28 protein-coding genes and 1 pseudogene are annotated in these 26,168 nt (G+C 33.3%); 20 read left to right on the top strand and 9 right to left on the bottom strand.

Translation table 11 applies throughout. The annotated features are described in order from the left end of the window. Positions 1-277: 277 nt before the first annotated feature. The 6 genes from METFODRAFT_RS01895 to METFODRAFT_RS01870 all read left to right on the top strand — a co-directional run bounded on the left by METFODRAFT_RS01895 (position 278) and on the right by METFODRAFT_RS01870 (position 6,585). Complete coding sequence (locus METFODRAFT_RS01895; RefSeq protein ID WP_007043838.1) at positions 278-961, top strand: SWIM zinc finger family protein; 684 nt, start codon at positions 278-280, stop codon at positions 959-961. Between the two features lie 180 nt (positions 962-1,141). After that, positions 1,142-3,424 carry a DHH family phosphoesterase gene (locus METFODRAFT_RS01890; RefSeq protein WP_007043837.1) on the top strand — a complete coding sequence of 761 codons (2,283 nt, stop codon included), beginning with the start codon at positions 1,142-1,144 and terminating at the stop codon, positions 3,422-3,424. Between the two features lie 375 nt (positions 3,425-3,799). Next, positions 3,800-4,468 (top strand): cobalt transporter CbiM, encoded by a 669-nt coding sequence (cbiM, locus tag METFODRAFT_RS01885; protein WP_007043836.1) that lies wholly within the window; start codon positions 3,800-3,802, stop codon positions 4,466-4,468. Further along, positions 4,465-4,806 (top strand): PDGLE domain-containing protein, encoded by a 342-nt coding sequence (locus METFODRAFT_RS01880; protein WP_007043835.1) that lies wholly within the window; start codon positions 4,465-4,467, stop codon positions 4,804-4,806. Before cbiM ends, METFODRAFT_RS01880 begins: the two co-directional genes overlap by 4 nt. A gap of 118 nt (positions 4,807-4,924) precedes the next feature. Then, complete coding sequence (gene cbiQ / locus METFODRAFT_RS01875) at positions 4,925-5,755, top strand: cobalt ECF transporter T component CbiQ (protein ID WP_007043834.1); 831 nt, start codon at positions 4,925-4,927, stop codon at positions 5,753-5,755. Then, a complete protein-coding gene (locus tag METFODRAFT_RS01870) occupies positions 5,752-6,585 on the top strand; it encodes an energy-coupling factor ABC transporter ATP-binding protein (RefSeq protein WP_007043833.1) in 834 nt (277 codons plus the stop codon). The genes cbiQ and METFODRAFT_RS01870 overlap by 4 nt, the downstream gene beginning before the upstream one ends. Positions 6,586-6,598: 13 nt before the next feature. Here METFODRAFT_RS01870 and aroC read toward each other — a convergent pair whose 3' ends face one another. The 3 genes from aroC to METFODRAFT_RS01855 form a co-directional block, all read right to left on the bottom strand. Next, the gene (gene aroC, locus METFODRAFT_RS01865; protein WP_007043832.1) at positions 6,599-7,729 is read right to left on the bottom strand and encodes a chorismate synthase; all 1,131 of its coding nucleotides are present in this window, start codon (positions 7,727-7,729) and stop codon (positions 6,599-6,601) included. Between the two features lie 53 nt (positions 7,730-7,782). Continuing rightward, positions 7,783-8,421 carry an RNA-guided endonuclease InsQ/TnpB family protein gene (locus METFODRAFT_RS01860; RefSeq protein ID WP_083820826.1) on the bottom strand — a complete coding sequence of 213 codons (639 nt, stop codon included), beginning with the start codon at positions 8,419-8,421 and terminating at the stop codon, positions 7,783-7,785. A gap of 248 nt (positions 8,422-8,669) precedes the next feature. After that, positions 8,670-9,125 carry a 30S ribosomal protein S15 gene (locus METFODRAFT_RS01855; RefSeq protein WP_007043830.1) on the bottom strand — a complete coding sequence of 152 codons (456 nt, stop codon included), beginning with the start codon at positions 9,123-9,125 and terminating at the stop codon, positions 8,670-8,672. 246 nt (positions 9,126-9,371) lie between these two features. On the opposite strand from METFODRAFT_RS01855, the gene METFODRAFT_RS01850 reads away from it, so the two are divergent. The 5 genes from METFODRAFT_RS01850 to alaS all read left to right on the top strand — a co-directional run bounded on the left by METFODRAFT_RS01850 (position 9,372) and on the right by alaS (position 14,307). After that, positions 9,372-9,914 (top strand): helix-turn-helix domain-containing protein, encoded by a 543-nt coding sequence (locus METFODRAFT_RS01850; RefSeq protein ID WP_245528870.1) that lies wholly within the window; start codon positions 9,372-9,374, stop codon positions 9,912-9,914. A 9-nt stretch (positions 9,915-9,923) separates the two neighbouring features. After that, positions 9,924-10,571 (top strand): AzlC family ABC transporter permease, encoded by a 648-nt coding sequence (locus tag METFODRAFT_RS01845; RefSeq protein ID WP_007043828.1) that lies wholly within the window; start codon positions 9,924-9,926, stop codon positions 10,569-10,571. 1 nt (position 10,572) lies between these two features. After that, positions 10,573-10,881: an AzlD domain-containing protein gene (locus METFODRAFT_RS01840; protein ID WP_007043827.1), complete on the top strand. Its 309-nt coding sequence runs from the start codon at positions 10,573-10,575 to the stop codon at positions 10,879-10,881. Between the two features lie 4 nt (positions 10,882-10,885). After that, a complete protein-coding gene (trmY, locus tag METFODRAFT_RS01835; RefSeq protein WP_048115329.1) occupies positions 10,886-11,503 on the top strand; it encodes a tRNA (pseudouridine(54)-N(1))-methyltransferase TrmY in 618 nt (205 codons plus the stop codon). 125 nt (positions 11,504-11,628) lie between these two features. Beyond that, entirely contained in the window at positions 11,629-14,307 is a 2,679-nt protein-coding gene (gene alaS, locus METFODRAFT_RS01830; RefSeq protein WP_048115321.1) for an alanine--tRNA ligase, read from the top strand. A 20-nt stretch (positions 14,308-14,327) separates the two neighbouring features. Here the strand turns inward: alaS and METFODRAFT_RS01825 are convergent, their stop codons facing one another. Together METFODRAFT_RS01825 and METFODRAFT_RS01820 are read right to left on the bottom strand one after the other, a co-directional pair. Continuing rightward, a complete protein-coding gene (locus tag METFODRAFT_RS01825; RefSeq protein ID WP_048115318.1) occupies positions 14,328-15,299 on the bottom strand; it encodes a methanogenesis marker 2 protein in 972 nt (323 codons plus the stop codon). A gap of 122 nt (positions 15,300-15,421) precedes the next feature. Next, entirely contained in the window at positions 15,422-16,666 is a 1,245-nt protein-coding gene (locus METFODRAFT_RS01820; RefSeq protein WP_007043823.1) for a phosphoglycerate kinase, read from the bottom strand. Positions 16,667-16,794: 128 nt separating this feature from the next. Here METFODRAFT_RS01820 and METFODRAFT_RS11850 point away from each other — a divergent pair. The 7 genes and pseudogenes from METFODRAFT_RS11850 (at position 16,795) to purB (ending at position 21,937) form a co-directional block, all read left to right on the top strand. Next, positions 16,795-17,210: pseudogene (locus tag METFODRAFT_RS11850) on the top strand (EamA family transporter). Between the two features lie 234 nt (positions 17,211-17,444). Then, the gene (locus METFODRAFT_RS01810; RefSeq protein WP_007043820.1) at positions 17,445-17,912 is read left to right on the top strand and encodes a hypothetical protein; all 468 of its coding nucleotides are present in this window, start codon (positions 17,445-17,447) and stop codon (positions 17,910-17,912) included. Between the two features lie 17 nt (positions 17,913-17,929). After that, positions 17,930-18,439: an adenylate kinase family protein gene (locus METFODRAFT_RS01805; RefSeq protein ID WP_048115327.1), complete on the top strand. Its 510-nt coding sequence runs from the start codon at positions 17,930-17,932 to the stop codon at positions 18,437-18,439. 69 nt (positions 18,440-18,508) lie between these two features. Further along, positions 18,509-19,372 carry a radical SAM protein gene (locus METFODRAFT_RS01800; protein WP_048115314.1) on the top strand — a complete coding sequence of 288 codons (864 nt, stop codon included), beginning with the start codon at positions 18,509-18,511 and terminating at the stop codon, positions 19,370-19,372. A 4-nt stretch (positions 19,373-19,376) separates the two neighbouring features. Further along, entirely contained in the window at positions 19,377-19,982 is a 606-nt protein-coding gene (locus tag METFODRAFT_RS01795; RefSeq protein ID WP_007043817.1) for a DUF366 family protein, read from the top strand. Between the two features lie 20 nt (positions 19,983-20,002). After that, positions 20,003-20,521, top strand: a complete 519-nt coding sequence (locus METFODRAFT_RS01790; RefSeq protein ID WP_007043816.1) for a hypothetical protein — start codon at positions 20,003-20,005, stop codon at positions 20,519-20,521. Positions 20,522-20,590: 69 nt separating this feature from the next. Beyond that, positions 20,591-21,937: an adenylosuccinate lyase gene (gene purB, locus METFODRAFT_RS01785; RefSeq protein ID WP_007043815.1), complete on the top strand. Its 1,347-nt coding sequence runs from the start codon at positions 20,591-20,593 to the stop codon at positions 21,935-21,937. A 91-nt stretch (positions 21,938-22,028) separates the two neighbouring features. On the opposite strand, the gene comB is transcribed toward purB, so the two are convergent. Continuing rightward, positions 22,029-22,685, bottom strand: a complete 657-nt coding sequence (gene comB, locus METFODRAFT_RS01780) for a 2-phosphosulfolactate phosphatase (protein WP_007043814.1) — start codon at positions 22,683-22,685, stop codon at positions 22,029-22,031. A 113-nt stretch (positions 22,686-22,798) separates the two neighbouring features. Between comB and METFODRAFT_RS01775 the strand changes: the two genes are divergently transcribed. Both METFODRAFT_RS01775 and METFODRAFT_RS01770 read left to right on the top strand, forming a co-directional pair. Beyond that, entirely contained in the window at positions 22,799-23,470 is a 672-nt protein-coding gene (locus METFODRAFT_RS01775; protein ID WP_173361548.1) for a DUF116 domain-containing protein, read from the top strand. Positions 23,471-23,481: 11 nt separating this feature from the next. Continuing rightward, complete coding sequence (locus METFODRAFT_RS01770; RefSeq protein WP_007043812.1) at positions 23,482-24,486, top strand: TRC40/GET3/ArsA family transport-energizing ATPase; 1,005 nt, start codon at positions 23,482-23,484, stop codon at positions 24,484-24,486. A gap of 2 nt (positions 24,487-24,488) precedes the next feature. On the opposite strand, the gene METFODRAFT_RS01765 is transcribed toward METFODRAFT_RS01770, so the two are convergent. The 3 genes from METFODRAFT_RS01765 to METFODRAFT_RS01755 are packed head-to-tail and all read right to left on the bottom strand — an operon-like array spanning position 24,489 to position 25,968. Continuing rightward, positions 24,489-25,121 (bottom strand): cobalt-precorrin-8 methylmutase, encoded by a 633-nt coding sequence (locus METFODRAFT_RS01765; protein ID WP_048115324.1) that lies wholly within the window; start codon positions 25,119-25,121, stop codon positions 24,489-24,491. A 36-nt stretch (positions 25,122-25,157) separates the two neighbouring features. Next, on the bottom strand, positions 25,158-25,439 hold the full coding sequence (locus tag METFODRAFT_RS01760) for a DUF2097 domain-containing protein (protein ID WP_007043810.1): 282 nt from the start codon (positions 25,437-25,439) through the stop codon (positions 25,158-25,160). Positions 25,440-25,461: 22 nt separating this feature from the next. Then, positions 25,462-25,968: a nicotinamide-nucleotide adenylyltransferase gene (locus tag METFODRAFT_RS01755; protein WP_007043809.1), complete on the bottom strand. Its 507-nt coding sequence runs from the start codon at positions 25,966-25,968 to the stop codon at positions 25,462-25,464. Positions 25,969-26,168: the final 200 nt, after the last annotated feature.

Genomic DNA, 26,168 nt, shown 5'->3' with positions numbered 1-26,168 from the left:
AACTGTATAGAATATTTAAGCCACAAATATGGATTATCATTCTATGAAGTGATTAAAGAGTGCAGTAAAGAGCTAATAAAGAAAGGATTCTCGTAATCACACTGTCAGTAAAGGAAGTATTATTCTTTATTTTAAATTTTAGCCATAATTTTATCTCCTTTCAAAATTTCATTATGTCTAAATAAGTGCAAAGAATTCCGCAAACGACTATAGTTCCAGTAATTGGTGGAATTTTGGATTTTGTTTATGATTAAAAAATCTTTATTTTTGGGATAACATGCATTACGATAATAAAATTGTTGAAAGGGGAAAGGAATATTACAAAAATGGGCTCGTTAAGTTCTGCGTGAAATTTGGGGATTTTCTTTATGGAAAGGTTGTTGGTGGAGATATCTATGATGTTAAGGTTGATTTAAGCAACTATTTTGGCTCCTGTTCATGCCCATATAAATACAACTGCAAACACGCCTATGCTTTAATTGAGGCATATAAAAACAACAACTATATTGATGGAGACGAGTTGTTTGAATCCCTCAGAAAAAAACCAAAGGAAGAAATTTTAGAAATTTTAAAAGACATAATTTTAAAGCACAATCTCTGGGGTGATTTAATTGGAGAAGAAGATAGTTTGGTGGAAAAAGGCAAGGCAATCTTAAAACTTATTCCTGTTGAGAGAAAAAACCTCTACACATTCAAATCCTTCTTAAGAAACCAATTTATTAAAAATGCAAGTGATGATGAATTGTTGGAAATGCTAAAGGAGGTTGCAAGTTTTGAGCATTTTGATTATGATGATAGGGATGTTGTTGAAATTATAGAACTTATTGTTGTGGAGATATTTGAGAGGGGGAATAAAAAAACAATAAAAAATACCTTAGAACTCTCAAAAAAATACAAAAATGCGTTATGGATTGTTAGAGATTATTTCTATGACTACTGCATAGGGATTGAGGAAATATAACACAAAAACGCAAACAGCATAATTTTGCAGAAAAGTATTAAAACCATTAACTGTAAAATATATAAGTTGCATCTCTTCTCAACTATATTTAGTTAAATTCGTTTTTGTAGGTTTATTCAAATTTTTATTTTCAAACATTTAATTTAATTTTTAATAAAAATTAAGATTATGGGGATGATTATGATAGATAAATGTAAAATTTGTAATGGAACAGGAAAGAAAATAGTAAAATACAAACCATGTCCTGTATGTGGTGGAACTGGGTATGTTGAGGAGTTTAATCCAAAGGCACACCTAAAAAATGTATCAAAAAGAGCAAAGTATGATTTGGATTTAGCAGAGGTTCCATGTAAGGAATGTAAGGGAACTGGTAAAGTTCCAGTTTATGATGTGTGTGATTTTTGTGGAGGTAGTGGGAAGATAGTGAAATGTGATAAATGTGGAAAGATTATTGGAAAATACCCGCAGGATAAGGATAAAACACTATGCCCTAAATGTCAGAAGGAAGAGGAGGAAAGAAGAAAGAATTTAAAAAATGTATATGAGGTTGATGAACTCTGCACATTTAGTGATATAGAAGAAGGGAAACTCTACAAAGGAACCGTATCAAGAATTGAGAGATATGGGATATTTATTTCATTGAATGAACAAACAAGAGGTCTTTTAAGACCAAGAGAGATGGTTGGCAAAAGAATGGAGGATTTCAATATAGGGGATGAAGTTATTGTCCAAGTAATAGATGTTAGACCAGATAAGAGGGAAATTGACTTTAGATATTTACCAATAACCAATTATAATGTAGTTAAATTAGAAAAAGAAGTCCCATTATCACCAATTAAAGATATAGCATGTAAAATCATAGAGATGAAAGATGAGGTTGTTCACATACAGGGAGAGGTTATTCAAATTGTCCAAACTCCAGGACCAACGGTATTTACAGTTACAGATGGAACTGATGTTGCATGGGTTGCGGCAATAGAGATTGCTGGTTTAAGGGCACATCCTGAGGTTAAAGTTGGAGATATCATTGATGTTATTGGAAGGGTATCGATAAGGGAAGGAAAACTCCAAATTGAAAGGATTAAATTGAGAAAGTTGGAGGAAGATGAGGCAAGAGAAGTTAAGGAAAAGATTGAGGCAGAGATAGAGAGAAAATCAGAACCAGCAAGGGATATAGAATTCTTAGTAAAAAGTGAGGTTTTGGAAAAATTAAGACCAAAGATGGCAGATGTTGCAAAAAGAATAAGAAGAGCAATATTGGATGGAAAGCCAATTATAATAAGGCACCATGCTGATACAGATGGTTATTGTGGAGGATTGGCATTAGAGAGGGCAATACTCCCAATAATACAGGAGTTTGCAATAGACGAAGATGCCCAATGGCACTTCTTCAAAAGAAGACCATCAAAAGCACCATTTTATGAGTTGGAGGATGTTACTAAGGATTTGGTGTTTTCCATTGAAGACCATTTAAAATTCGGGCAGAAGTTGCCATTAATAATATTGGTTGATAATGGAAGTACCGATGAGGATATTCCTGCAATTTCTAAGGCAAAGGCTTATGGTATTGAGGTTATTGTTATAGACCACCACTTCCCAGGAGAAGTTATTGATGGAAAGGTTGAGGTTGACGAATACGTTGATGCCCATGTTAATCCTTACTTAGTTGGTGGAGATAGTAATTTAACCGCTGGAGTTTTGGCAACTGAGATAGCAAGGATGATAAATCCAAATGTTTCAGAGAGCATTAAACACCTCCCAGGAATTGCGGTTGTTGGAGACCATGCAAAAGGAGAGGAGGTAGAAGAATATATAAAAATTGCCCTTGAAAGGATAAACGAACTCAGCAAAAAATATGGAAAAGGAAATTCCTACGATAGGGAATACTTAGAAAAAATATCCTTATGTATGGACTTTGAGGCATTCTACTTAAGGTTCATGGATGGAAAGGGAATTGTGGATGATATATTGGGAGTTAATAATGAGGAATTTGCAAGGCATGAGAGATTGATAGAGATACTCCATGAGCAAGCAATGAAGATGGTAGATAGGCAAATGAAAGCAGTTCTCCCAGCAATAAAAACAACGGAACTCGAAAATGGAATTATCCTAAATGTATTAGATGTGGAAAAATACGCCCACAAATTTACCTTCCCAGCCCCGGGAAAAACATGTGGGTTTGCTCATGACTTCAAAGTTCAGGAGTTTGGGGAGGATAGAGCAATAATAACCCTTGCCTACGGGCCTGATTTTGGAGTTGTAAGGGCTACAGATGCGGTGCATGAGCAATACGATTTCAACTTAAACCTGATTGTTGAACAACTTATGGATGAGATTCCTGAGGCGTCATTGGATGGTGGAGGGCACGAATGTGCTGGAAGTTTGAAGTTTGTTGAGGGTTTGAGAGAGAGGGTATTAAACAGATTCATAGAAATCATAAAATCCATGAAACAAAAACAATAAAGGAAAGTTTTAAATCTATTTTTTATAGTTAATCGAACATATCTTTTTCAGTTTTCAATGGGTTATAGTGCATAACCTTCTAACTCATTTCTTAGATTGAATTATATTAATATTTAAATTTATTAACATTTAAAATTAGAAAAACTTGTTTTAGATGGCTTTTGTGACGCAAACAACTGTATTTTTGTAGGTTAAGTATGGTTGGATAATTTAATTGCTTTTTAATGGGTTATAGTTTGATTATAAATTTTTAATATTTTAATACTATTTCATTACATTACAATAGAAAAGTTTAAATAATATTACATTAAATGTGATATTAATATTATACCACATATGTTCAAAAAAATATTACAAAATTCAAAAGGTGAAACTATGCACATACCAGATGGCTATCTCGGCCCAATAACATGTGGTTTTTTCTATTTAGTAATGATACCACTATGGTACAAAAGCATATTAGAACTTAAAAAGTTAGATCCCAGAAAGTTACCCTTACTTGGGGTTTTAACGGCTTTTTCCTTCTTAGTTATGATGTTCAACCTTCCAGTTCCAGATGGAACAACAGCACACATGGTTGGTGGAACGTTAATAGCAATATTGATGGACAACCCATGGGTAGCAACCATTGCAGTATCTATTGTTTTAGTTATACAGGCGATATTCTTTGGAGATGGAGGAATTACATGTATAGGGGCAAACTGCTTTAATATGGGTATTGTTTTGCCATTTGTTGGTTATTATGTTTATAAATTTTTGAAAGACAGGTTTGGGGAAGTTGTTGCAAGCGGTATTGGGGCATATATTGGAATCGTTGCAGCAGCAATTGTTGCAGGTTTTGAGTTTGGACTACAGCCATTTATAGAACCAGGTTACTGTCCATATCCATTCACCGTTTCAGTTCCAGCAATGGCGTTTGCTCATTTATTAACTGCAGGACCTGCAGCAGCAGTAGTTACCGCAATAGTTGTTTGGTATGTAAGGAAAGTAAGACCTGACATATTTACATCAAAAGAACAACAGGTTAGTGGGGTGAATGTATGAACTGGCAAGACCCTTTAGTTAAAAAATTTCTCTATGTAATTGTTGCTATGATAATCCTCTGTCCTTTGGGTATATTATTAGTTTGGAACTATGGTGATGCCTGGGGTGAATGGGGACCAGAAGATATTGCTGAAAAAGTAGGTGAGCAACAAGTTAGTGGATTGCTTCATTTGGCTGATATTTGGAGTTATGCTCCCCTCCCAGATTATGACATTCCAGGATGGGATGATCCAGTTCATGCATCAATCGGCTATATCATATCTGCAATAGTTGGAGTTACTTTATGTATTGGGGCGTACTATGCATTGGTCAAGGTAGTCAATCCAGGAACTACGTAAAAGATAAATAACTTTATTTAATTTTACTTTTTTGTGTAAATGATGTTTAAATTTCAGAAGAATTTAAATTTAAAATTTTTAACCATGGTTATATTATATAAAAGTAAGTTGTGAAAGCATGAATAAATTATTCGATAAAACTATAGAGCATATAATAAAATATCTAAATGAGAGCATATTTTTTGAAAAATATACAAAAATTTCCGGATTTTTGCAAAATGTTGAGAGTAGGGTAAAGATTATAACATTGGTGATATTTCTCATAGGGTCTGTTTTATCTAAGCATATTACCACATTAATTATTTTCAATTTAATTGCAATATTATTTGCATACTTATCAAATATTCCAATAATTACCTATTTGAAAAGAGTTTATATCTTTATCCCTATTTTTGCAGGAATTATAGTCATTCCAGTGATATTTAACATTGTAACCCCAGGTCATGATATTTTCGCTATATTTAACAATCCACACATATCTATAACTTATGAGGGGGTTATTTATGCAACAACATTTACCTTAAGAGTTGCTACCTGCGTATCTTATGCAGTCCTCATCCCCATCACCACTCAATGGAATAAAGTAACAACTGCTGTTGGTAGATTGGGAATTCCTGACGTCATTATTACAATAACAAACCTTGCCTATAGATACATATTTTTACTTCTAAATTTTGTCTTAGATATGATATATTCAAGAAAATCAAGGACAATCCGTAAGTTAGGGATGGTAGAAAGTTGGAAGGAAGGTGGAAAAGCAATTGGAGCATTATTTATAAAAACCTACGAGATGGGAGAAGATACTTATTATGCCATGTTGTCAAGGGGCTACACTGGAGAAGTAAAATACATCTACAAAGAAAAAATCAAAATGAAGGATATTATATTCCTTATATTGTCAATAACTTTGGTTATTGTGCTTTTATTGTTTGATAGGGGGATATTATGAAAGAGATATACAAACTCATTGATGTTTCTTATAGATATCCCAACGGTGTCTTAGCATTGGATAATGTAAATCTAAGTGTATATAAAAATGAGATAGTGGCTATTTTAGGACCTAATGGGGCTGGAAAAACAACACTCTTAAAGATTTTGGATGGACTTGTATTTCCCGATAAGGGAGAAGTTTATTTTGAAGGCAGACGACTGACTGATGAAATATTAACAAATAAAGAATTAATTATGGAGTTTAGGAGAAAAGTTGGCTTTGTTTTTCAGAATCCTGATGTTATGCTATTCAATCCAACAGTTTGGGATGAGGTTGCATTTTCCCCACTCCACCTCTATTCAAAAGAGAAGGCACTTGAAGTTACAGATAAGGTATTGGAAGACATGAAGATTTACCATCTAAAAGATAGGCACCCATACAATTTAAGTGGTGGGGAAAAAAAGAAGGTTTCTATATCATGTATTTTGTCAGTGGAACCTGAAGTTATTTTGATGGATGAGCCAACTTCTGCTTTAGACCCAAAGAGTAGGATTGAAGTCATTAAATTGATAAAATCATTTAAAGAAAATGGAAAGACTGTAATTTTAATTACTCATGATGTAAATATTACCTCTTTAGCAGATAGATGCTATGTATTAAATAAAAAAATTATATTTGAAGGAACTCCAAAAGAACTGTTTTCTTTGGATTTGGATAAATTAAATCTGGATGTTCCAGACGTATCTAAACTTTTTATTAGATTGAGGAATATGGGATACAATGTAGGGGATATACCCCTAACAATCAATGAGGCCGTTGATTTGCTATTAAAAATGCTAAAGAACTAAAGTTTAAATTTCATTAGATTCTGCAAGGATGTATAAACCCACCTTTCATCATCAAATCAGTAAGAGTTATTGCCACCATAGATTCCGCTACAGGAATAACCCTTGGAACTATTATTGGATCATGCCTACCTTCAATCTCTATATCTACATTTTCTAAGGTTTTTAAATCAACAGTATGTTGCTTTTTTGATATTGATGGTGTTGGTTTTATGGCAATTCTAACAACAATTGGAGTTCCACAACTTATTCCTCCTAAAATACCCCCGCAGTTGTTGGTTTTTAGTCTTATGTTTTTCTCATCATCAAAATAAATCTCATCATTCATTTCACCTCCAAACATCTCCGCACTCTCAAACCCCCTTCCAATCTCAACACCTTTAACTGCATTTATACTCATCAGAGATTTTGCCAATTCACCATCTAATTTATTGAATATTGGGTTCCCTACACCAATAGGCACGTTTAATGCAACTATCTCAACAACTCCGCCAATGCTCTCCTGATTTTCTATTGCATTTAAAACATACTCCTCCATTTCCCTCTCATTTGATGAGGGACATCTTAATGGATTGCTTTCAATTTTTTCAATAAAGTTTTTTAAAGAATCATCATCTATGTTGTTGAAGAATTCTTCACTTTTATAATAATTAAAATCTCCCTTAATCTTACCAATCTTTATTGTGTATCCAATAATTTTGATGTTATAGGTGTATTCCAAAAGTTTCTTACCTATTGCACCACCAATGACGTTTCCAATTGTTGTTCTTCCACTACTCCTTCCTCCCCCCCTATAATCGACATGCCCATATTTTAAATGGTATGTTAAATCAGCATGTCCCGGCCTTGGAGTGTCTTTTATTTTGCTGTAATCTTTGGGTCTTTGATTTTTGTTGTAAACTAATGCCAATATTGGAGTTCCAGTGGTTTTGCCATCAAAAATTCCGGAGAGGATTTCAACTTTATCCTCCTCTTTTCTTGGAGTTGAGAATAAACTATAACCTGGCCTTCTCCTGTTGAGTTCTTTTTGAATATCCTCTTCAGATAACGGTAGATTTGCAGGACATCCATCAACAACTGCCCCAACTGCCTTTCCATGACTTTCTCCCCATGTAGTTACTCTAAACATATCTCCAATGGTATTCATATCATCACCATTATTTGTCTCTAAGGAATTTCTCCTTTTAAGGCGAAGAGGAATTAAACTTGCTTAGAAGCTACTTTCTTAGCAATATTAATTGCCGCATTTAAATCTCTATCAATCTCTAAACCACATTTCGAACAAATAAAAATCCTCTCATTCTTCAACCTTCTATTAACATAACCACACCGACTACATGTTTTAGAAGTATTTCTTGGAGAGACCTCAACAACTGGAACCCCTTCTAAATTTGCTTTGTATTCTATCTTTTCAATTAAATCAGCATAACTCCATATATGTAATACCCTCCTAATATTTTTTGGTGTTGAGTTATTCAACTTACTCTTTTTCAATCCCTTTAACTTCTCTAACACAATCCCAGCATTATACTGCTTCGCCTTTTTAACAATCTCCTTAGAAATTACATGATTAATATATCTTGAGTAATTGCTAATTTTATTACCCACTTTCGTATATTTGTTAAACTCTTTCTTTTTTAATCTTCTCTTATGCCCTTTAACTATTTCCCCATCAAACCTTAAACTCTCTCCCTTATTATCTGCAATGACAACCAAATTATAAACCCCCAAATCAACACCAAACCATAGAGTTTGTTTATACGGCCCTTTTTCTTTAACTTTAGACAAATAAGCATAGTAATCATTACCTTCCTTTTTATTATATATAAAAAAAAGCAACTATTGTTTATTGAGGGCAGATCTGACCCTGCCCTGTGACCTACTGGCGACGGTAGGTAGTGGGGTGTTCTGTGTCAGAACCTTCGCCCTTTAGGGCGGAGAGGAGGTCAGCAAGAATACATTAATAATCTTTTTAATCTTAATATGTTTTTGATTACTTCCCAATATATTTTTTGGTTATTCAACCATTAATTTAAATAAATTAATATATCCTAACAAAATAAAAAATAAAAAGAAAAATTGTTGGATTATTCGACCAATAATCTTGCTTTTTCTGGTGTGTATCTCCAATCCATTGGTAGTACTCCTTTTTCCTTGTAATATTTAACCAACCTTCTAATTTTTGATTCAATTAATTGCAATCCTCTCTTTGAGTGTAAATCTTTTGGGTTTTGTTCTAAGTGGTTTCTTAAATTAACTGCTCTTCTCATTAAATTAAGTAAATCTTCTGGAACTTCTGGATATATACCATTTTCCTTCATTATTTTTGATATTTTCTTTCCAGTAATCAACTTAACATCAGGGATCCCATAGTTATCTCTCAATATCATTCCAATCATTGCTGATTGATAACCTTCTTTTGCTAATTTAACAACCAATTCTTCAACTTCCTCTGGTTTCAAAGTGACCCATTCAGGAACTTCTTTCCTCATAGGCCTCTTTGAACCGGAGGAACCTCTTCTATCTGAGTGAAGTCTTGCCATTTTTTCACCTCAAGTTTTTTCGACGGTTCCCAGCCCAAAGGGCCTGTTGGGTAAGATCATTATAATGAATATAATAATAACTTCTTACCCAACAGAAGTAGGCATCTAAATCTAACATTAAATGGTACTTATCCTATACTTAAAAAGATATTTAAACTTTACTGTTGTGCATCATTTGCTTTATAAAAAACTTTATATACTCTTTGTTCTATATAACGAACAATATATAACAAAATGTGTGATATAATGAACAACAACATCTCAAAAATTATTGGGAAAAGAATATCAAAATTAAGAAAAGAGAAAGGAATATCATTATCTAAACTTGCAGAACTTGCCAAAATCTCAAAATCAACATTATCGAGCATAGAATCTGGAAATGCAAATCCGACAATCTCAACACTATGGGCAATAGGGGATGCATTAAATGTTCCTTTTGGAGAATTACTGCCAAAAGAGTTTAATGAAGTCGATGAATCAGGGATAACTGTAAAGTTGATAGAACAATCAGAGAATAAAAAAATTGAGGTTTATTTAATGAAATTAAAGGCAAATAGTGTTAGAGAAGCAAAACCACACAAAAAAGGAGTTATTGAGAGAGTTTTGGTTGTGAAGGGGGAGATGATTGTTGGCTCTAAAAGTTCTCCAAAGCATTTGAAGGTTGGGGAAGAGATTGAATTTTGTGGAGATGTTCCCCATATCTATAAGGCATTAAACAAAGAGGTTTCAGCAGTTGTTGTGATAATCTACTCTCCAACGGAGATTGTGAAAATTAAAAGTTTATTTTAGGTTGGGAATATGTTTAAAAGAGGGTTAGTTAGGAGTCTTCCAATTGCTATTGGTTATTTACCAGTTGCCATTACTTTTGGGATCTCTACATTGGCTTTAGGATTTAGTAAGGTTGAAATATTTTTAATCTCTGCCTTAATCTTCGCAGGGGCGAGTCAGTTTGCTTTAATTTCTCTATTGCCTTACTCAGTTATTGATGCAGTATCTGTTGCCTTAATTTTAAACTTGAGGCATATAATTTATAGTCATCTCATCTCTCAGAAGTTTGATTTAAAAAAAAGGTTTATAACCGCTTATGGTTTAACTGATGAGGTTTTTGCATCTTCTATATCATCAAAGGAAAAGGATGAGAAGTACATATTGGGTTTAGAGGTTGGAAGTTACTTATCTTGGATTTTAGGGACGCTAATTGGAATTTTTGGGGGAGATATTTTATTATCCAATGAGATTATCACCCTTTCTTTGTTATTTTCATTAACTGCATTGTATTTTATCTTGTTAATCCCAAATCTTAAAAAATCAGGTTTATCAATAGCGGTTGGAGGGGTTATTGCATTGGTGTTTTGTTATTTTGGTTATCCATCAATTGGCATATTGGTTGCGGGCATTTTAAGCCCGTTGGTAGTGTTAAAAAATAAAAAAATAAGATTGGGATAACATGAAACATTATTTAGCAATATTGGTTGTCTCAATTGGGACATATTTAATGAGGTTATTGCCAATAATATTTAATAAGAGATTTAAAAAATTAAAAGGTGTGAATGAGTATTTTGCCTATTCATCCTCTGCTATCATATCTGCACTTTTTGTTACTTCATTAGTGTCTTTTCCCATAAAATTGGAAAATTTATGTATAGATATAATTGCTTTAATATTCGTATTCCTATCGTACAAAAAATGGGAAAATTTTGGAATTTCAATATTGATTGGAATAGTTGTTCATTTGATACTAACAATTTTGAGGTGAAATGTTGAGAGAATTTATTTTCAAGGCAAATAAAACAATAACTTCCTCTAATATAAATTTAAAAGACCTTCCAGGAAGTTGCGGAAGGTTGGATTTGGTTTGTAGGTGTGTTAGTAGTGCTTTTTTCTTATCTCATGATATTAGGAGAGATGTTGTTTTTTATGCAGTTTTTTATGGTGAACCAAATCCACCAGTTGCAATAAAGTTTGTTGGAGGTGAGTTAAAAAAAGTTTCCCCAGATGAAAGAAATATAGCCATATTTATAAAAAAGGCACTAAAAAAATTTGAAGAAACTCCAGAAAATAAAAGAACCGAATGGATAGAATCCACACCAGGAATTTGCGTATCTAAGAAAGAATTTAGAGAGATTATTTTAGAGAAAAAGAATGAAGGAAAAAGAATTTTATATTTGCATAAAGCGGGAGAAGATTTTGAAAATGTTAAGATTGGTGAAAATGAAGATGTTGTGTTTATTTTGGGGGATCATATTGGTATTGGAGAAGAGGATGAGGATTTTTTAGAGGATATTGGAGCAGAAAAAGTATCTTTGTCTCCATTGGAGTTGCATGCAGACCATTGCATTGTTATTGTTCATAATATTTTAGACAAAAGATTTAAATAATCTTAAATAAGCATAAATCTTAATCTTAAATTTCAATTTGAGGAACGTCCAACAACATGATTTAAATTTAAGTAGGTTAAATATCATTTAATTGCAGACGACTATAAAGTTCATTTGGTGATATGATGGAGGTAAAGCACGATTATAAGGTTAAACTTTTTGAAGATTTGGGATTTGTAAGAAAAAAATGTAAGAAATGTGGGCAATACTTCTGGACTTTGGATGATGATAGGGAAACATGTGGAGACAGTCCATGTGATGTTTATACATTCATTGGCAATCCAATAACAAAGAAAAAATACACATACAATGAGATGGTTAAGGAATTTTTAAATTTCTTTGCAGAAAATGGGCACACACCAATAAAAAGATACCCAGTCACGGCAAGAAGGTGGAGAGACGACATACTTTTAACCATTGCTTCAATCGCTGTATTCCAACCATGGGTAACAAAGGGAATTGTTGAGCCAATAGCGAATCCATTGGTAATTGCCCAACCATGTATTAGGTTGAACGATATTGACAATGTTGGGAGAACTGGAAGGCACATGACGTGCTTTACAATGGGAGGGCACCATGCATTTAACAAAGAAGATGATTTCAAATACTGGACAGATAAAACCGTTGAGTTATGCTTTAACTTCATGAAAAAACTTGGTATTGATGAGAAATCATTAACGTTCATAGAAAGTTGGTGGGAAGGAGGAGGGAATGCTGGACCATGCTATGAGGTTATTACGCACGGTGTTGAACTAGCCACACTTGTCTTTATGCAGTATGAGAAAGTTGGAAATGATTATAAGGAAATTCCATTAAAGATTGTCGATACTGGTTATGGAATTGAGAGGTTTGTTTGGGCTTCACAGGGAACACCAACTGCTTATGATGCAGTATTTGGGGATATAGTTGAGAAATTGAAGGAAAATGCTGGAATTGAAGATATTGATGATAGAATATTGGCAAAGATTACAGAGGTTGCAGGCTTAATGGATATTGAGGATGTTGGTGATTTGAAGATTTTGAGGAAGAGGGTTGCTGATAAGATTGGAATGGATGTTGAGGAACTTAATAAATTAATAAGTCCATTAGAAAACATCTACGCAATAGGTGACCACACAAGATGCTTGGCATTTATGTTTGGGGATGGAATTGTTCCTTCAAATGTTAAGGATGGGTATTTGGCAAGGTTGGTTTTAAGGAAAACGTTGAGATACATGGAAAAGGCAGGATTAACTTTATCATTAAAAGATATTATCCAAATGCAATTGGAAAACTTAAAAGACCTTTATCCAGAACTCTTAGAGATGGAAGATTACATTATGGAAATTGTTGAGGTTGAAGAGAAAAAATACATACAAACACTCAACAGAGGGAGAGGAATTGTTGAGAGATTGGTTAAATCCAAGAATGAGATTGGTTTAGATGATTTAATTGAACTCTATGATAGTCATGGATTGCCACCAGAGGTTGTTGAAGATATTGCAAAAGAAATTGGGCAAAAAACAAAGAAAGAGGTAAAAATAAACATCCCAGACAACTTCTACACAATAGTTGCAGAGAGACATGAACAGAAGAAAGAAGAAACAAAGGACAAAAAAGAAGAATTGCCAGATGTGGATGTTCCAGAAACAGAACTTTTATTCTACAAAAATCCAAAACAGAAGGGGTTTGAGGCAAAGATATTGAAGATTGTTGATAATTATGTGATTTTAGACAAGACGCTCTTCTATCCAGAAGGTGGTGGGCAAAAGTATGATGTTGGATTTATAAATGACAAGGAGGTTGTAGAGGTTCAAAAGAAAAACAACATTGTCTATCACAAACTTAAAGATGTTAGTGGTTTAAAAGAAGGAGATGTTGTAAAAGGCGTCATTAACTGGGAAAATAGAGAGAGGTTGATGAGAAATCACACAGCAACACACATAATCAACGCATCATGTCAAATGGTTTTAGGTAAACACGTTTGGCAGGCGGGTTCAAATGTTGAGGTTGATAAGGCAAGGTTGGATATTACCCACTATGAGAGAATTAGCAGGGAGGAGTTAAAGGAAATTGAAAGAATTGCAAATGAAATCGTCTTAAAAGGCATTCCAATAAAATCAACATTCATGAATAGAAATGAGGCAGAGCAGAAGTATGGATTTAGGATTTATCAAGGGGGAGTTGTCCCAGGAAATGTTTTGAGAATCGTTGAGATTGAAGGTGTTGATATTGAGGCGTGTGGTGGAACGCACTGCGAGAACACATCAGAAGTTGGATTTATAAAGATTTTGAGAACTGAAAGGATCCAGGATGGTGTTGAAAGGATTGAATACACAAGTGGAATAAATTCAGTTGAAGAAATTCAAAAGATGGAAGATACATTAATAGAATCAAGTGAAATCTTGGGAATTCCGCCAGAGATGTTACCAAAAACAGTTAAGAGGTTCTTTGATGAGTGGAAAGAGCAGAGGAAAATTATTGAGGAATTGCAGAAGAAGATTGGAGAACTTAAAAAATACGAGTTAATGAATAAGTTTGAAGAGGTTGGAAATTATAAGGTTTTAGTTGAGAAGGTTGAGGGTAATCCAAAAGAGATGCTAAATATTGCTGATAATTTGGCAGTAGATAACGCTATTGTGGTTTTATTGAACGATAATGGAAATATTTTGTGTAAGAGAGGGGAAAATGTAAATATGGATATGGTTGAATTGATAAGATATGTTGCAAAGGGTGGGGGAAGAGAACATTTAGCACAAGGAAAATATGGCGATGAGTTTGAGACAATTAAAAATAAGGTTATAGAGTTTGTTAAAAGCAAATAATTGATTTATTTTTTAAAATATTAGCATCCGCAAATATACTCCTTCTCAAAATCAAAGACAACTTCATTCTCTTCTCCATCCGAGATGATTAATCTATTATCCCCTATAACGTCCCCACAGACCTCTGCAGTTATGTTAACCTCTTCCAAAATCTCAATGATTCTTTTAACATTTTCCTCCTTTACAGTAAACACAAATGCACTTCCTGGATAAACTTTAAGCCAGTAGTTTAATGGCACATCTTCTGGTTTAGGTATCTTTGTTATATCCACAACTCCACCTTTCTTAGAAACCTCCAATAGCATTCCTAAAGTCCCAATAGCTCCGGGATTGCTTATATCTTTGCAGGAGTTTGCAAGTTTTTCTTCTCCAATAATGGTTAATGCCTTCAACTGCTCTCTAACAAGTTTTTTTGATTTCATAGTTGTTGTATCCCAATTGAGTTTAAATTTCTCATGCAACTTTCCATCCAAATCATAGGCAAAAATGATTTTATCCCCAATCTTTGCATTATCACTCCTTAAGATGCAATCCTTCTTAACAATCCCAGTGATAGAAACATCTAAAACATTGCATTGTGCATCAGGATGCGTATGTCCTCCAACCATAGGAATGCCGAATTTTTTAACACCTTCCTTAACTCCATTTAAAACCTCTCTCCCAATACTGCAATCCTTAATACTTATGATGTTTGTCATTGCTATTGGCTTACCTCCCATTGCCGCTATATCATTTGCATTAACCAATACTGAGCAATAACCAGCCCACCAGGGGTCTGCTTCCAAAAGTTTACCCCAAATTCCATCTGCTGCCAATAAAATGGCATTTTCCTCATCAATTCCAACAACAGCGGCATCATCTCCAAAATCAACGATAATATCAAAATCATATTCCTCCTCAAAAACAAAATTACTAACAACATTCTTAATTTCCTTTTTTCTTATGACACCTTCAAAATTTTTTATCTCTTCTGCCAATTTTTTCAAATTCATAAAATCCCCTTTTTTCGTTGGTAATATTGCCTTTCTAATTTTTAATACCATTACTTTTAAAACTTTCTATTTAACCAAATTTTTAAATTGAGATAAAAAATAATACATGGAAAAATAAATAATTATCCCCTATACTTTTGGTAGGATTTTTCCAACATAACAATAACTGGCAATTCTTCTCCTGCTAAAAACTCAAGGCACGCTCCTCCTCCAATGCTTATATGTCCTATTTTATCAGCAACACCAACCAACTCTGCAGCGGCGGATAAATGTCCCCCTCCAATAACGGAAAATGCTTTGGAGTTTGCTATGCTTTTTAGTATATTTTCTGTTCCTTTTAGGAAGTTTTTGTTTTCAAACACCCCTGCTGGACCGTTGGCAACAATTGTTTTTGCATCTTTAATAATTTCACTGTATAGTTCAATTGTCCTTTCCCCAATATCGTGGATTGGGTATTCTACTTCAATATCTAAATCTAAATCAATCTCTTTTCTCTCTCCATCAACATTTAAAGCAGCATCTATTGGAGTTATAATTTTATCTTCATACTTATCCAACAATTCTTTTGCAACGTCTATTTGGTCTTTTAATCCCATATCCTCAATAACCTTCTCATTTACACCAAGTTTGTAACCTTTTGCTATTAAAAAGATGTTTGCCACGATTCCTGTTGTTAATACTCTATCTGCTGAACCATTTTTTAAAACATTTTTCATTACCTTTATACTATCATCTGCCTTAGCCCCACCTAAAACAAAGATGCATGGTCTTTCAGGATTTTTTAATACTTTTCTTAAAATACTCAGTTCCTTTTCCATAATCTTTCCGGCAATCATTGGTAAATAATATGCAAAGCCCACCAAAGATGGTTGCGCCCTATGTGCTGCTGCAAACGCATCATTTACAAAATAGTCACACAATGGATACAATTTCTTTACCAAATGTGTTTCTGCCTGCTTTTTTGGTGTTATGTCATTCCATTTTTTCCAATCTTTTAAAACCTCCTCTGCAAGGAATCTTACATTTTCAAGAAGTATTATCTCACCATCTTTCATGTTCTTTATAGCGTTTCTTGCATAAGAGCCAAATATATCATCTATATATCTAACTTCCCTATCTAAAACCTCGGAAAGTTTTTCTGCATGCATTTCCAAGGTTGTAAAGTCCTTTTTCCCTGGTCTACTTTGGTGAGCAAGAATAACCACTCTCGCATTTTTATTGCAGAGTTCCTCAATTGTTTTTTTACATGCTTTAATCCTTGTATCGTCTAAAACTTCCCCAGTGTTCAAATCTATTGGGCTGTTTATATCCACCCTCAACAAAACAGTTTTTCCATCAAAATCAAACTCATCCAAAGTTAGGAACATCATTTCCCTCCTCTTTTTATTTAAAAATCTCAATCCATAAAAATCGATAAAAATTAAATATAGACTATTATGGAGTACTGTCATTATTTATTTTTTATTGTTGATTTTTTAACTATTTGGGTGATAAGATGAAAGGTGAATTTTTTGCATTGTTAGCGGCGTTATGTTGGGGTTTATGTCCAATAATTGAGAAAAAAGCCTTAGAACTAACTGACTCAGCAACAGCAATACTGATTAAATCATTAATGGACTTTATAATAATTTCCCTCATATTTACTTCAACTGGGAAACTAATGACATTGAAGATAGATTATAGGGTTTTTATTTACTTAACTTTGGTATCATTAATTGCTGGTGTTGTTGGACAGTACTTTTTCTACAAAGGTTTATCAATATCTTCTCCATCAAAGGTGTTGTTATATCAAGTATATATCCATTTGTTACAATAATGCTATCAGCAATTATTTTAGGTAAGATACCATCATTTAAGGTTTGTATTGGTGCTGTGTTGATATTTATAGGAATATCTCTTGTAGTGGAGTAAATTCTACACATATATAAAAATATAATTTAGATAGTATATCGTAAAAAATATAGATTTATTTTGATTTTACGCATATTCTATATTTATCCAAAAGTTTAAAAATAAGTGAAAGTAAGATATATAGTCATTATACATTATGAGGTGTTGATCTCCAAGATTAATTTTTAAAATTTATCGATTTTAATTTATTTAATTTTTATGTAAAATATCCATTTATAGCATGGAGGGAGAAATATGCTCAAAAAAATAAAACGAATATTTGTTGGGAATAAGGAACTTCCACAACAAATACCAATAAAAGAAGATGATTATATAGTTATTGGAGAAGAAGTCCCTGCATATGAGATTGTCGGTTCAGAACAAATCCCACTAACAGAAAAAAAAGAAGATGATGGAGATATTGAGGAAAAGGTAATAGAAAAGGTTATAAAAATACCACCAAAAATACTAACCGTTAGAATCAAAACCCCTGAAGATTTCATTAGAGTTAGAGAGATAATCGAACATGATATTGTTATAGTTAACCTTGAAGAGATTCCAGTGGAAGGGATTATTAAAGATTTCCTTGATTTTAAAAAGTATTTGGAAACATTGGGTTATAAGTTGGGCAGAGCAGGAGAATACGTCATCCTTGCAGTTAAAGACAATGTTGAGATTGACAGATACTCACCACAAAATATTGAAATAGATGATGAAGAATAAATAGAAAGGTGGAGAACATTAAAATCGCCATAACAGGAACCCCAGGAGTTGGAAAAACAACAATTTCAAAAAAACTTGCAGAAAAATTGGGATTTAGACATATAGATATAACTGAAGTTGTGAAGGAATATAAGTTGTATTCTGAAAAAGATGAGGAAATGGATTCTTATGTGATCGATTTTGATAAACTTAGAGAGTTTCTCTATGGTTTAGATAATGTAATACTTGATGGGCACGTTAGTCATCTTTTAGATGTAGATTACATTGTGGTTTTGAGATGCAATCCTGAAGTTATTAAAAAGAGATTGGAAGAGAGAAGATATAAGCAAAAGAAAGTCATGGAAAATGTTGAAGCAGAGATTTTGGATGTTTGTTTGGCTGAAAGTGAAGGAATAGTTTATGAAATAGATGCAACAGGCAGGGATGTTGATGATATCGTGGATGAAATCATTGATGCCATAAAAAATAAAAGGGTAAGAAAGGGTATTATCGATTGGACTGAGAAGTATTTTTATTTGTTGGAGTAATTTAAAAATAACTGAAAAGTGTTTTTTTCTATTTTTATTTTTTTGTTTAATTATTTTTGGGGTGAAATTTTGAAGATTGTTTTAAGGAGTAATATATGTGATAAATTGGAAGAGATTGTAAAAAATTTAAAGGTTGTTAAGCACTGCATAGGTTGTGAAGGGTTGGATTTGAATAACAAAGATCCACATCATCACCCTACAATCGAGATTACACAAAAATGCAATCATAACTGTATTTTTTGCTATTCTAAATTAACAAATATAAAGCCAGGAATCTATGGGAATTTAGATGATTGCATAGCAGTGACTATAAGCCAATATGGGGAACCTCTTCTATATCCCGAAAAAGTAAAGAAAGGTATTGAATATGTAAAATCCCTCGGATTGAGGTGTGATTTGCAAACAAATGGTGTTTTTTTAAATGAGAATTTGATAAAGGAATTTAAGGATTTGGGCTTAGATTTGGTGATGATTAGTTTAAGTACATCAAAACCAGAAACGCACAAAAAATTAACAAATGCAGATACCTTTGATAAGGTTATTAAAAATATAGAACTTTCAGTAAAGCATTTACATACAATCGTTAGAACCATTTATATCCCAAATTTCAATGATATGGAGTTGGTTGAATTAGCAAAAAAACTTAACGACATTGGTGTTGATGAGATAATGGTTCACCAACTTATTGTTCATGAGAAAAATAAAAAAGAACTTAAAAGAATATCCAGTTTAGAGAATATTGGGAAAATAAAGGACTTGTTGCTGTTGGTTGATAGGATGAAAGAAAATGCCCCAGATGTGAATGTTACAATAAAAGGATGCCTTTTAGTTCAATTAAAGAATATGGACGGATTTATTTTGAATGGAATAACATCAGATTGCTTCTCAGATATACCAATTATCAAGAGGGAATATCATCCACTTCCATGGTGATAAAATGCATGCGGAGATTTTAGATATTGGGTTTATGAATGTTATATTTCCAAAAGAGAAAATAAAATATACTGGAAAAGAGATAGAACCATTATGGGCATTTAACATGTTTGATGTTCAAAAAGATAGTGTTGTTGCGTTTAGGGGAGGAATGGAGGTTAGAATAGAGGATATGAAAGATTTAAAAGATGTTAAGGAGGAGGGGGAGTTTGAAATCCCAATTAAAGGAGATGACTGCATACACTTCATAGTTGAGCATTTTGACAATCCAGATTTAAAAATGATTTATTTGAGGCAGAGGATTTTAATCTGCATTGCTAAAGACGTTATTGGGGATTTTGGTGTTAAGTTGGATAGAGAAGGGGATGATTTATACTGCAGTGGTAAAAAATTATCCGTGTGTATAGCAACAAGGGGAGTAAGTTCTGCAAAGATTCATTTAGGGATTAATGTTAATTCAAAAGGTATTCCAGAGCATGTTGAAGGCATTGGATTGGAAGATATTGGTATTTTTGATGTTGAAGAAGTTATGAGGAAGATTGCTATTGGTTATGCAAAGGAGATGGAAAAGATTGAGAGAGATATTAGGAAAACGAAGAGTTTATTATAAAATAAACTAAAGTGGTGGGCATGAACCAATACGTATTAATTATTATATTTTACATTGGTTTGATTCAACTTACATTAACGGGGATTCTATATTATGGACTTTATTTAGCAATAAAATCAGACAAAAATAGAAGGGAAGAAGTTTTATATTCTTATAGGGACTATGACTTTAACATATTTGGAAAGAAATATTGTTTAATGTTTATCGGGCTTTTATCAGTTTTTATTATTCCTATTTTTGGATTTTTGTATTTATATTGGGATAGATTGCCTGAAGGATTTGGATTTTCTTTTATGTTTGCGTTTATTGTGGCTATGGGTTTGTTTATTGTTTTATTCTTTATTAAACACAGGATAGATATTTACAATAATGGAATTTATATTGGTTGGAGATTCATTACTTGGAAAGGTTTTGAGGGATATACAATAAAGAACAACAAAATCATACTTATTGGAAAAAGAGGGGTTATTATTCCAATACATTTAAATTATAATAAAAAGATTGAAGATATTGTAAAGAACTACTTAAAAAGGATTTAGTTCCAAAATTTATTTAAAACATAACAAAATAATTTGGAACATTATCAAAAATACCTACTCGGTGAAAAAATGGCAGTACATCCAATTGACTACAGATATGGAACAGAAGAGATGAAGAAGGTTTGGGAAGAAGAGAACAAATTACAAAAGATGCTTGAAGTTGAGGCAGCATTGGCAAAGGCAGAGGCAGAACTCGGCATAATACCAAAAGAGGCAGCAGAAGAAATCAATAGAAAGGCATCAACAAAATATGTTAAATTGGAGAGGGTTAAAGAAATAGAAAGAGAAACAAGGCATGACGTTGTTGCTATGGTTAAGGCATTTGCAGAAGTTTGTGAAGGAAACGCAGGAGAATATATCCACTTCGGTGCAACTTCAAACGATATTGTTGACACATCCCAATCATTACAATTCAAAGAGGCAATTGCCATATTGGAGAAAAAATTGAAGGAATTGAGGGATATTTTATTGGAGAAGGCAGAAGAGCATAAATATACCGTTTGCATTGGGAGAACACACGGACAACACGCAATCCCAACAACTTATGGGATGAGATTTGCTTTATGGGCATCTGAGATACAGAGGCATATTGAAAGGTTAGAAAGTTGCAAAGAAAGGATTTGCGTTTCAATGATAACTGGTGCAGTAGGAACAATGGCAGCACTTGGCGAGAAAGGTTTAGAAGTGCATAAAAGAGTAGGGGAAATTTTAGGATTAAATCCAGTTTTAATATCCAACCAAGTTATTCAAAGAGATAGGCATGCTGAGTTTATTGCACTTCTCGCTTTAATTGCTCAAACATTGAATAAAATTGGAGTTACTGTTAGAAGTATGCAGAGAACTGAAATTGGAGAGTTGGAGGAAGAATTCGACCCAACAAAACAAACCGGCTCTTCAACAATGCCACATAAGAGAAACCCAATCACATTTGAGCAAATTTGTGGATTGTCAAGGGTAGTTAAGAGTTTGGCATTGGCAGAATTTGATAACATATCATTGTGGGAAGAGAGGGATTTAACAAACTCATCAAGTGAAAGATGCATCTTTTCTGAGGCATGTGTTTTATTAGACCACATCTTAAACTTGGCAATTAAAGGGATGAAAAAGTTGAGGGTAAATATTGAAAACGTTGAGAAAAACCTTGAATTAACAAAAGGGCTTATCATGGCAGAAAGAATTATGATTGAACTTGCAAAGAGGGGAATGGGTAGGCAAACAGCCCATGAAGTTGTTAGAAGGTGTGCAATGAAGGCACATGATGAAAAGAGACATTTAAAAGAGGTTTTATTAGAAAACGAAGAGGTTATGAAATACTTAACAAAAGAGGAATTAGAAGAGTTGATGAATCCAAAAACCTACATTGGATTAGCATCAGAGATTGTGGATGAAGTTATAAGGGAAATAAAAAATAAATGACATAACCCATGAGAGGATACCGAACGAAGTGAGGTATCCCATCCTTTTTGATGAGGTCAGATCGAATAAAGTGATTTAAATCAATTTAAATCTAAATCTTAACCACCTTTTCCCCATCAAACATTCCCACAACATTTTGAGAATTCTCAGAGATACAAAACATTAAATCCCCGTGATAACCAAGATTTCTTAAGTTATCTGCTGAATTTGAATTTAGGATTAAACTCTTCCAATCTCCTTTTGTTAATAACTTTGCTGCGAGGACTTCTTCATTTTTGGTTTTTTCTTTGCTAATCTCTTCAATATACCTTGCTATCAATCCAGCCCCTATTACATCCTCAATTGCAAATGTTCCTTTTCTATGGCATGGGACAAGGGTTATTCCCGATTTGGATAATTCCACCGCTTTCTCAGCAACATATTTTGCATTTGTTATTGAACCAATTAGAACATAATTTGCATTTTTAAAAACTCTTTTCATTACCCTTGTTCCGTTTGTTGTTGTTAACACAACCTTTCCACCATTTTTTACATGTTCCAATATTATTTCTTTATTCTTCAAAATATCTGTTGGAGAATTGCCAAAATCAAATTCTTCAATTTTTTTGCCATTTCTTTCCCCAATTTTTATGGTATTTTCATATGAGTTTGCCTTCTCTATACTATCAGTTATATATACCTCATTGCACAATTGTAAAAGTGTGTTTATGGTTGTTGATGCCCTAAGAATATCGATAACAATAGCCACATCTGACTTGGAATTTTCACAACCCGCGCTAAAAAATTCGTAAGTAAGAGTTAGGGTTGTTTTTGGAATTTTTACACCCCCAAAATTTTAAATAACCAAATTATTGTGATAGCATGGAAATTTTTGGCATGAGTGTATTAGAGATTATAGGTTTATTTTCCATACTACTTATAACAATATTGATTTTAATGCTTCTTATAAGTATTGTAGTTGGAGTGTATTTGATTAGGAGGAACAAATTAATATTCCCAAAAATTTTTATATATATAGCGGATAACTTTTACTCTATCCTATTAAAATTATTCCTTCTTATTGGTACAGAAGAAACCTTCTACAATGTAGGGACTGAGTTTTACAACAAATATTATGAAGAACAATTTAAAAAATCAAAAAACAAAGTTTTAATTCTCCCTCATTGTTTGAGAGACGCGAAATGTCCAGCAAAGTTAACTCCAAATGGTGTAGAGTGTGTATTTTGTGGGAGATGCTGTATTGGAGAAATCATAAAAACTGCTAAAGAAAATGGCTATAAGGTATTTATTGTCCCAGGTTCTACATTCCTAAAAAGGATTCTAAGGGATGTTAAGCCCGATGGCGTATTTGGTGTTGCATGTAGTAGGGATTTGTTTTATGGTATGAACTACCTCTCAAGAAAAGGTATCCCTGCCCAAGGGCAGGCGCTAATAAAGGATGGGTGTATAAACACCATGGTTGATGTTAATGAATTATTGCAGAGGTTAAGAGATTCCAATGTAGATAATAAAAACAACAAAACAAAAGAATAAAAGGTGATGGGATGTTATCAAAAATAAAAGATTCATTGAAGAGTATCACAACAAAAAAATTGGAGAATGATGGAACAAAATACATCATGTTTGGTGGAAAAGGAGGAGTTGGAAAGACAACAATGAGTGCTGCTACCGGTATCTATTGTGCAGAGCAGGGATTAAAAACAGTTATTGTCTCAACTGACCCTGCACACTCATTGAGGGATGCGTTTGAGCAGGAATTTGGACACGAACCAACAAAAGTTAAGGGATTCGATAACCTATATGTTGTAGAGATAGACCCTCAGAAAGCAATGGAAGAATACAAGGAAAAATTAAAAGCACAGATGGATGAAAACCCAATGTTAGGGGACGTTTTGGAGGAACAGTTGGAAATGGCTTCCCTTTCCCCTGGAACTGATGAAAGTGCTGCATTTGATGTATTTTTAAGATACATGGATAACAATGAGTTTGATGTAGTTATATTTGATACCGCTCCAACAGGACACACATTGAGATTCCTTGGACTTCCTGAAATAATGGACAAATACATGGCTAAGATGATTAAGTTCAAGAAGCAGATGAGTGGATTAATGAAAATGATGAAAAAATTAATGCCATTTGGAAGTAAAGGTGATGATATCGACTATGATAAGGCATTGGAAGAACTTGAAAGGATGAAGAAAAAAATAGAAAAAGCAAGAAGAATCCTTTCAAATCCTGAAAGAACTGCATTTAGATTGGTTGTTATTCCAGAAGAGATGAGTATTTTGGAAAGTGAAAGAGCAATGAAGGCTTTGGAGAAATATGGTATTCCAATTGATGCTGTTATTGTAAACCAATTAATCCCAGGGGATGTTGAGTGTGAATTCTGTAGGGCAAGAAGAGCACTACAACAAAAGAGGTTAGAAATGATAAAAGAGAAATTTGGAGACAAAGTTATTGCACACGTTCCATTATTAAAAACAGAGGCAAAAGGGGTAGAAACACTGAGAGAAATCGCAAAAATATTATATGGGGAAAAAGAACAATAAATCTAAACCTTCTCATTTTTACTCATCGCTATAATTCCATTAATTATTGAAACTGCAACAGGGGTTCCTCCTTTTGGCCCTATGGTTGTTATTGATGGGATGTCGGTTTCTCTCAATAATGCTTTTGATTCACTTGCCTGAACAAAACCTACAGGAACCCCAACAACAACCCTTGGTTTTATATCTTCCTCATTAATCATTCTTATAACTTCCAACAATGCAGTTGGAGCATTTCCAATAACAACAACACCATCATCTATCAAATCCTTTGCAATTCTCATTGAGGCAACTGCTCTCGTGATCTGTTCCTCTTGTGCAAGTTCATAAGTTTTTTTGTCATTTATAAAGCAATATGTATTGTTGTACCTTATTCCTGCTTTTATCATGTTTATATCCACTACCACGGGCTTATTTTCTTTTATTGCCTTAACTCCTTCCCCTATTGGATTATCTTTAAAATATATCAACTTTGCATATTCCTCATCAGCAGTAGCATGGACTACCCTTTCAATAATAGCAAGTTCTTCCTTTGAGTATTTATTTATTCTATCTCCTAAAACATTCTTTATCTTATTTCTTACAATTTCTCTGGATTTTTCGGCAATACTTATTCCTTCTTTTGTTATTGCCCCCATAAATTCATGAAATTTCAATGTAACTACCTCCAACTGTTATTTTACCCTTAAAATAATTTTTTCTTTGTAATCTTCTTTTATATGCACTAACTCTATTAAATCATCAATAATTGACGAAGCCTCAAATTCCAAAGTTCCAAATAAGTCGTTGTTAGTATCAACCCTAAAAAATCCCTCACTTGCGAGAATTACAGTTCCCTCAACATGAACCCTGCCAAAATACACTTCAATATAATCCCCTTCTTCAATATCTCTATGCATATACTCCAAGATTTCCTCTGGATGAACTTCCATCTCAACACACCTATAATTTTTCATCTTAAACCCTCCAGTTTCAATTTTAATAATCCTTCTCACTCAACCTGATTAATCTTTCAACCCCCTTTATTTCCCTTATAACTTCAGCAACATCTTTCGGAACTAAATGCTCCCATTCTTCCCCATTTAGCATTCTTCTTCTAATTTCAGTCCCTGAGTATTCTTTTCTGTTAAACATCTCTGGTTTTTTAACCATATATCCCCTCTCTTCAAACAACTCCTTAACAAGTGAATTTCCAGAGTAAACAATATCAAAAGGCGGTGTCAGTGCCTCAACATAAGAAACCCAAACTGCATTGAACTCAATATCCTTTATTGGGATTACGTAATATGAAAAATCAAAATTATTTAGTGTTTTTGTTATCATCATTATTCTCTCTCCCGCAGTGAATGGATTATCAAGAGTATGACTTTTTTGAGCACTTCCAATGCCTATTATCAATTCATCCACTTCCTTAGATATTTTCTTTACAACATTCAAATGCCCATTGTGGAATGGCTGAAACCTCCCAATAATAAAACCTCTCATGACCTCACCTAAATGTTTTTTTCATTGTAGTATGTTCATTTATAGCTTAAACAACTATAAATAATCCTAAAATTCGCATCACAATTTTAAATAGATGTTGTTTGCGAAATTTATGGATTTATCTATGTATCATTTAAATGGTTGTGTTTCTCCCAATTTTAAGATAAAGCATATATTTTCTTTAATTTGAAGGTGTTTTC

This window comes from Methanotorris formicicus Mc-S-70 (assembly GCF_000243455.1).
Lineage (GTDB): Archaea > AGJL01 > Methanococci > Methanococcales > Methanococcaceae > Methanotorris > Methanotorris formicicus.
Note: the sequence above shows the minus strand (reverse complement) of the source record. Positions and strands in the feature narration are given on the sequence as shown.

Coding starts and splice junctions, on each gene's coding strand:
- cbiM (WP_007043836.1), top strand. CDS start 3,800: ATGCACATACCAGATGGCTATCTCGGCCCAATAACATGTGGTTTTTTC.
- METFODRAFT_RS01760 (WP_007043810.1), bottom strand. CDS start 25,439: ATGAAAAATTATAGGTGTGTTGAGATGGAAGTTCATCCAGAGGAAATC.
- METFODRAFT_RS01895 (WP_007043838.1), top strand. CDS start 278: ATGCATTACGATAATAAAATTGTTGAAAGGGGAAAGGAATATTACAAA.
- METFODRAFT_RS01765 (WP_048115324.1), bottom strand. CDS start 25,121: ATGGGGGCAATAACAAAAGAAGGAATAAGTATTGCCGAAAAATCCAGA.
- METFODRAFT_RS01825 (WP_048115318.1), bottom strand. CDS start 15,299: ATGAATTTGAAAAAATTGGCAGAAGAGATAAAAAATTTTGAAGGTGTC.
- METFODRAFT_RS01855 (WP_007043830.1), bottom strand. CDS start 9,125: ATGGCAAGACTTCACTCAGATAGAAGAGGTTCCTCCGGTTCAAAGAGG.
- purB (WP_007043815.1), top strand. CDS start 20,591: ATGGCAGTACATCCAATTGACTACAGATATGGAACAGAAGAGATGAAG.
- METFODRAFT_RS01820 (WP_007043823.1), bottom strand. CDS start 16,666: ATGTTCCTAACTTTGGATGAGTTTGATTTTGATGGAAAAACTGTTTTG.
- METFODRAFT_RS01845 (WP_007043828.1), top strand. CDS start 9,924: ATGTTTAAAAGAGGGTTAGTTAGGAGTCTTCCAATTGCTATTGGTTAT.
- alaS (WP_048115321.1), top strand. CDS start 11,629: ATGGAGGTAAAGCACGATTATAAGGTTAAACTTTTTGAAGATTTGGGA.
- METFODRAFT_RS01795 (WP_007043817.1), top strand. CDS start 19,377: ATGCATGCGGAGATTTTAGATATTGGGTTTATGAATGTTATATTTCCA.
- METFODRAFT_RS01870 (WP_007043833.1), top strand. CDS start 5,752: ATGAAAGAGATATACAAACTCATTGATGTTTCTTATAGATATCCCAAC.
- METFODRAFT_RS01880 (WP_007043835.1), top strand. CDS start 4,465: ATGAACTGGCAAGACCCTTTAGTTAAAAAATTTCTCTATGTAATTGTT.
- METFODRAFT_RS01890 (WP_007043837.1), top strand. CDS start 1,142: ATGATAGATAAATGTAAAATTTGTAATGGAACAGGAAAGAAAATAGTA.
- METFODRAFT_RS01840 (WP_007043827.1), top strand. CDS start 10,573: ATGAAACATTATTTAGCAATATTGGTTGTCTCAATTGGGACATATTTA.
- METFODRAFT_RS01755 (WP_007043809.1), bottom strand. CDS start 25,968: ATGAGAGGTTTTATTATTGGGAGGTTTCAGCCATTCCACAATGGGCAT.
- METFODRAFT_RS01790 (WP_007043816.1), top strand. CDS start 20,003: ATGAACCAATACGTATTAATTATTATATTTTACATTGGTTTGATTCAA.
- cbiQ (WP_007043834.1), top strand. CDS start 4,925: ATGAATAAATTATTCGATAAAACTATAGAGCATATAATAAAATATCTA.
- METFODRAFT_RS01775 (WP_173361548.1), top strand. CDS start 22,799: ATGGAAATTTTTGGCATGAGTGTATTAGAGATTATAGGTTTATTTTCC.
- METFODRAFT_RS01770 (WP_007043812.1), top strand. CDS start 23,482: ATGTTATCAAAAATAAAAGATTCATTGAAGAGTATCACAACAAAAAAA.
- aroC (WP_007043832.1), bottom strand. CDS start 7,729: ATGAATACCATTGGAGATATGTTTAGAGTAACTACATGGGGAGAAAGT.
- METFODRAFT_RS01850 (WP_245528870.1), top strand. CDS start 9,372: ATGAACAACAACATCTCAAAAATTATTGGGAAAAGAATATCAAAATTA.
- METFODRAFT_RS01810 (WP_007043820.1), top strand. CDS start 17,445: ATGCTCAAAAAAATAAAACGAATATTTGTTGGGAATAAGGAACTTCCA.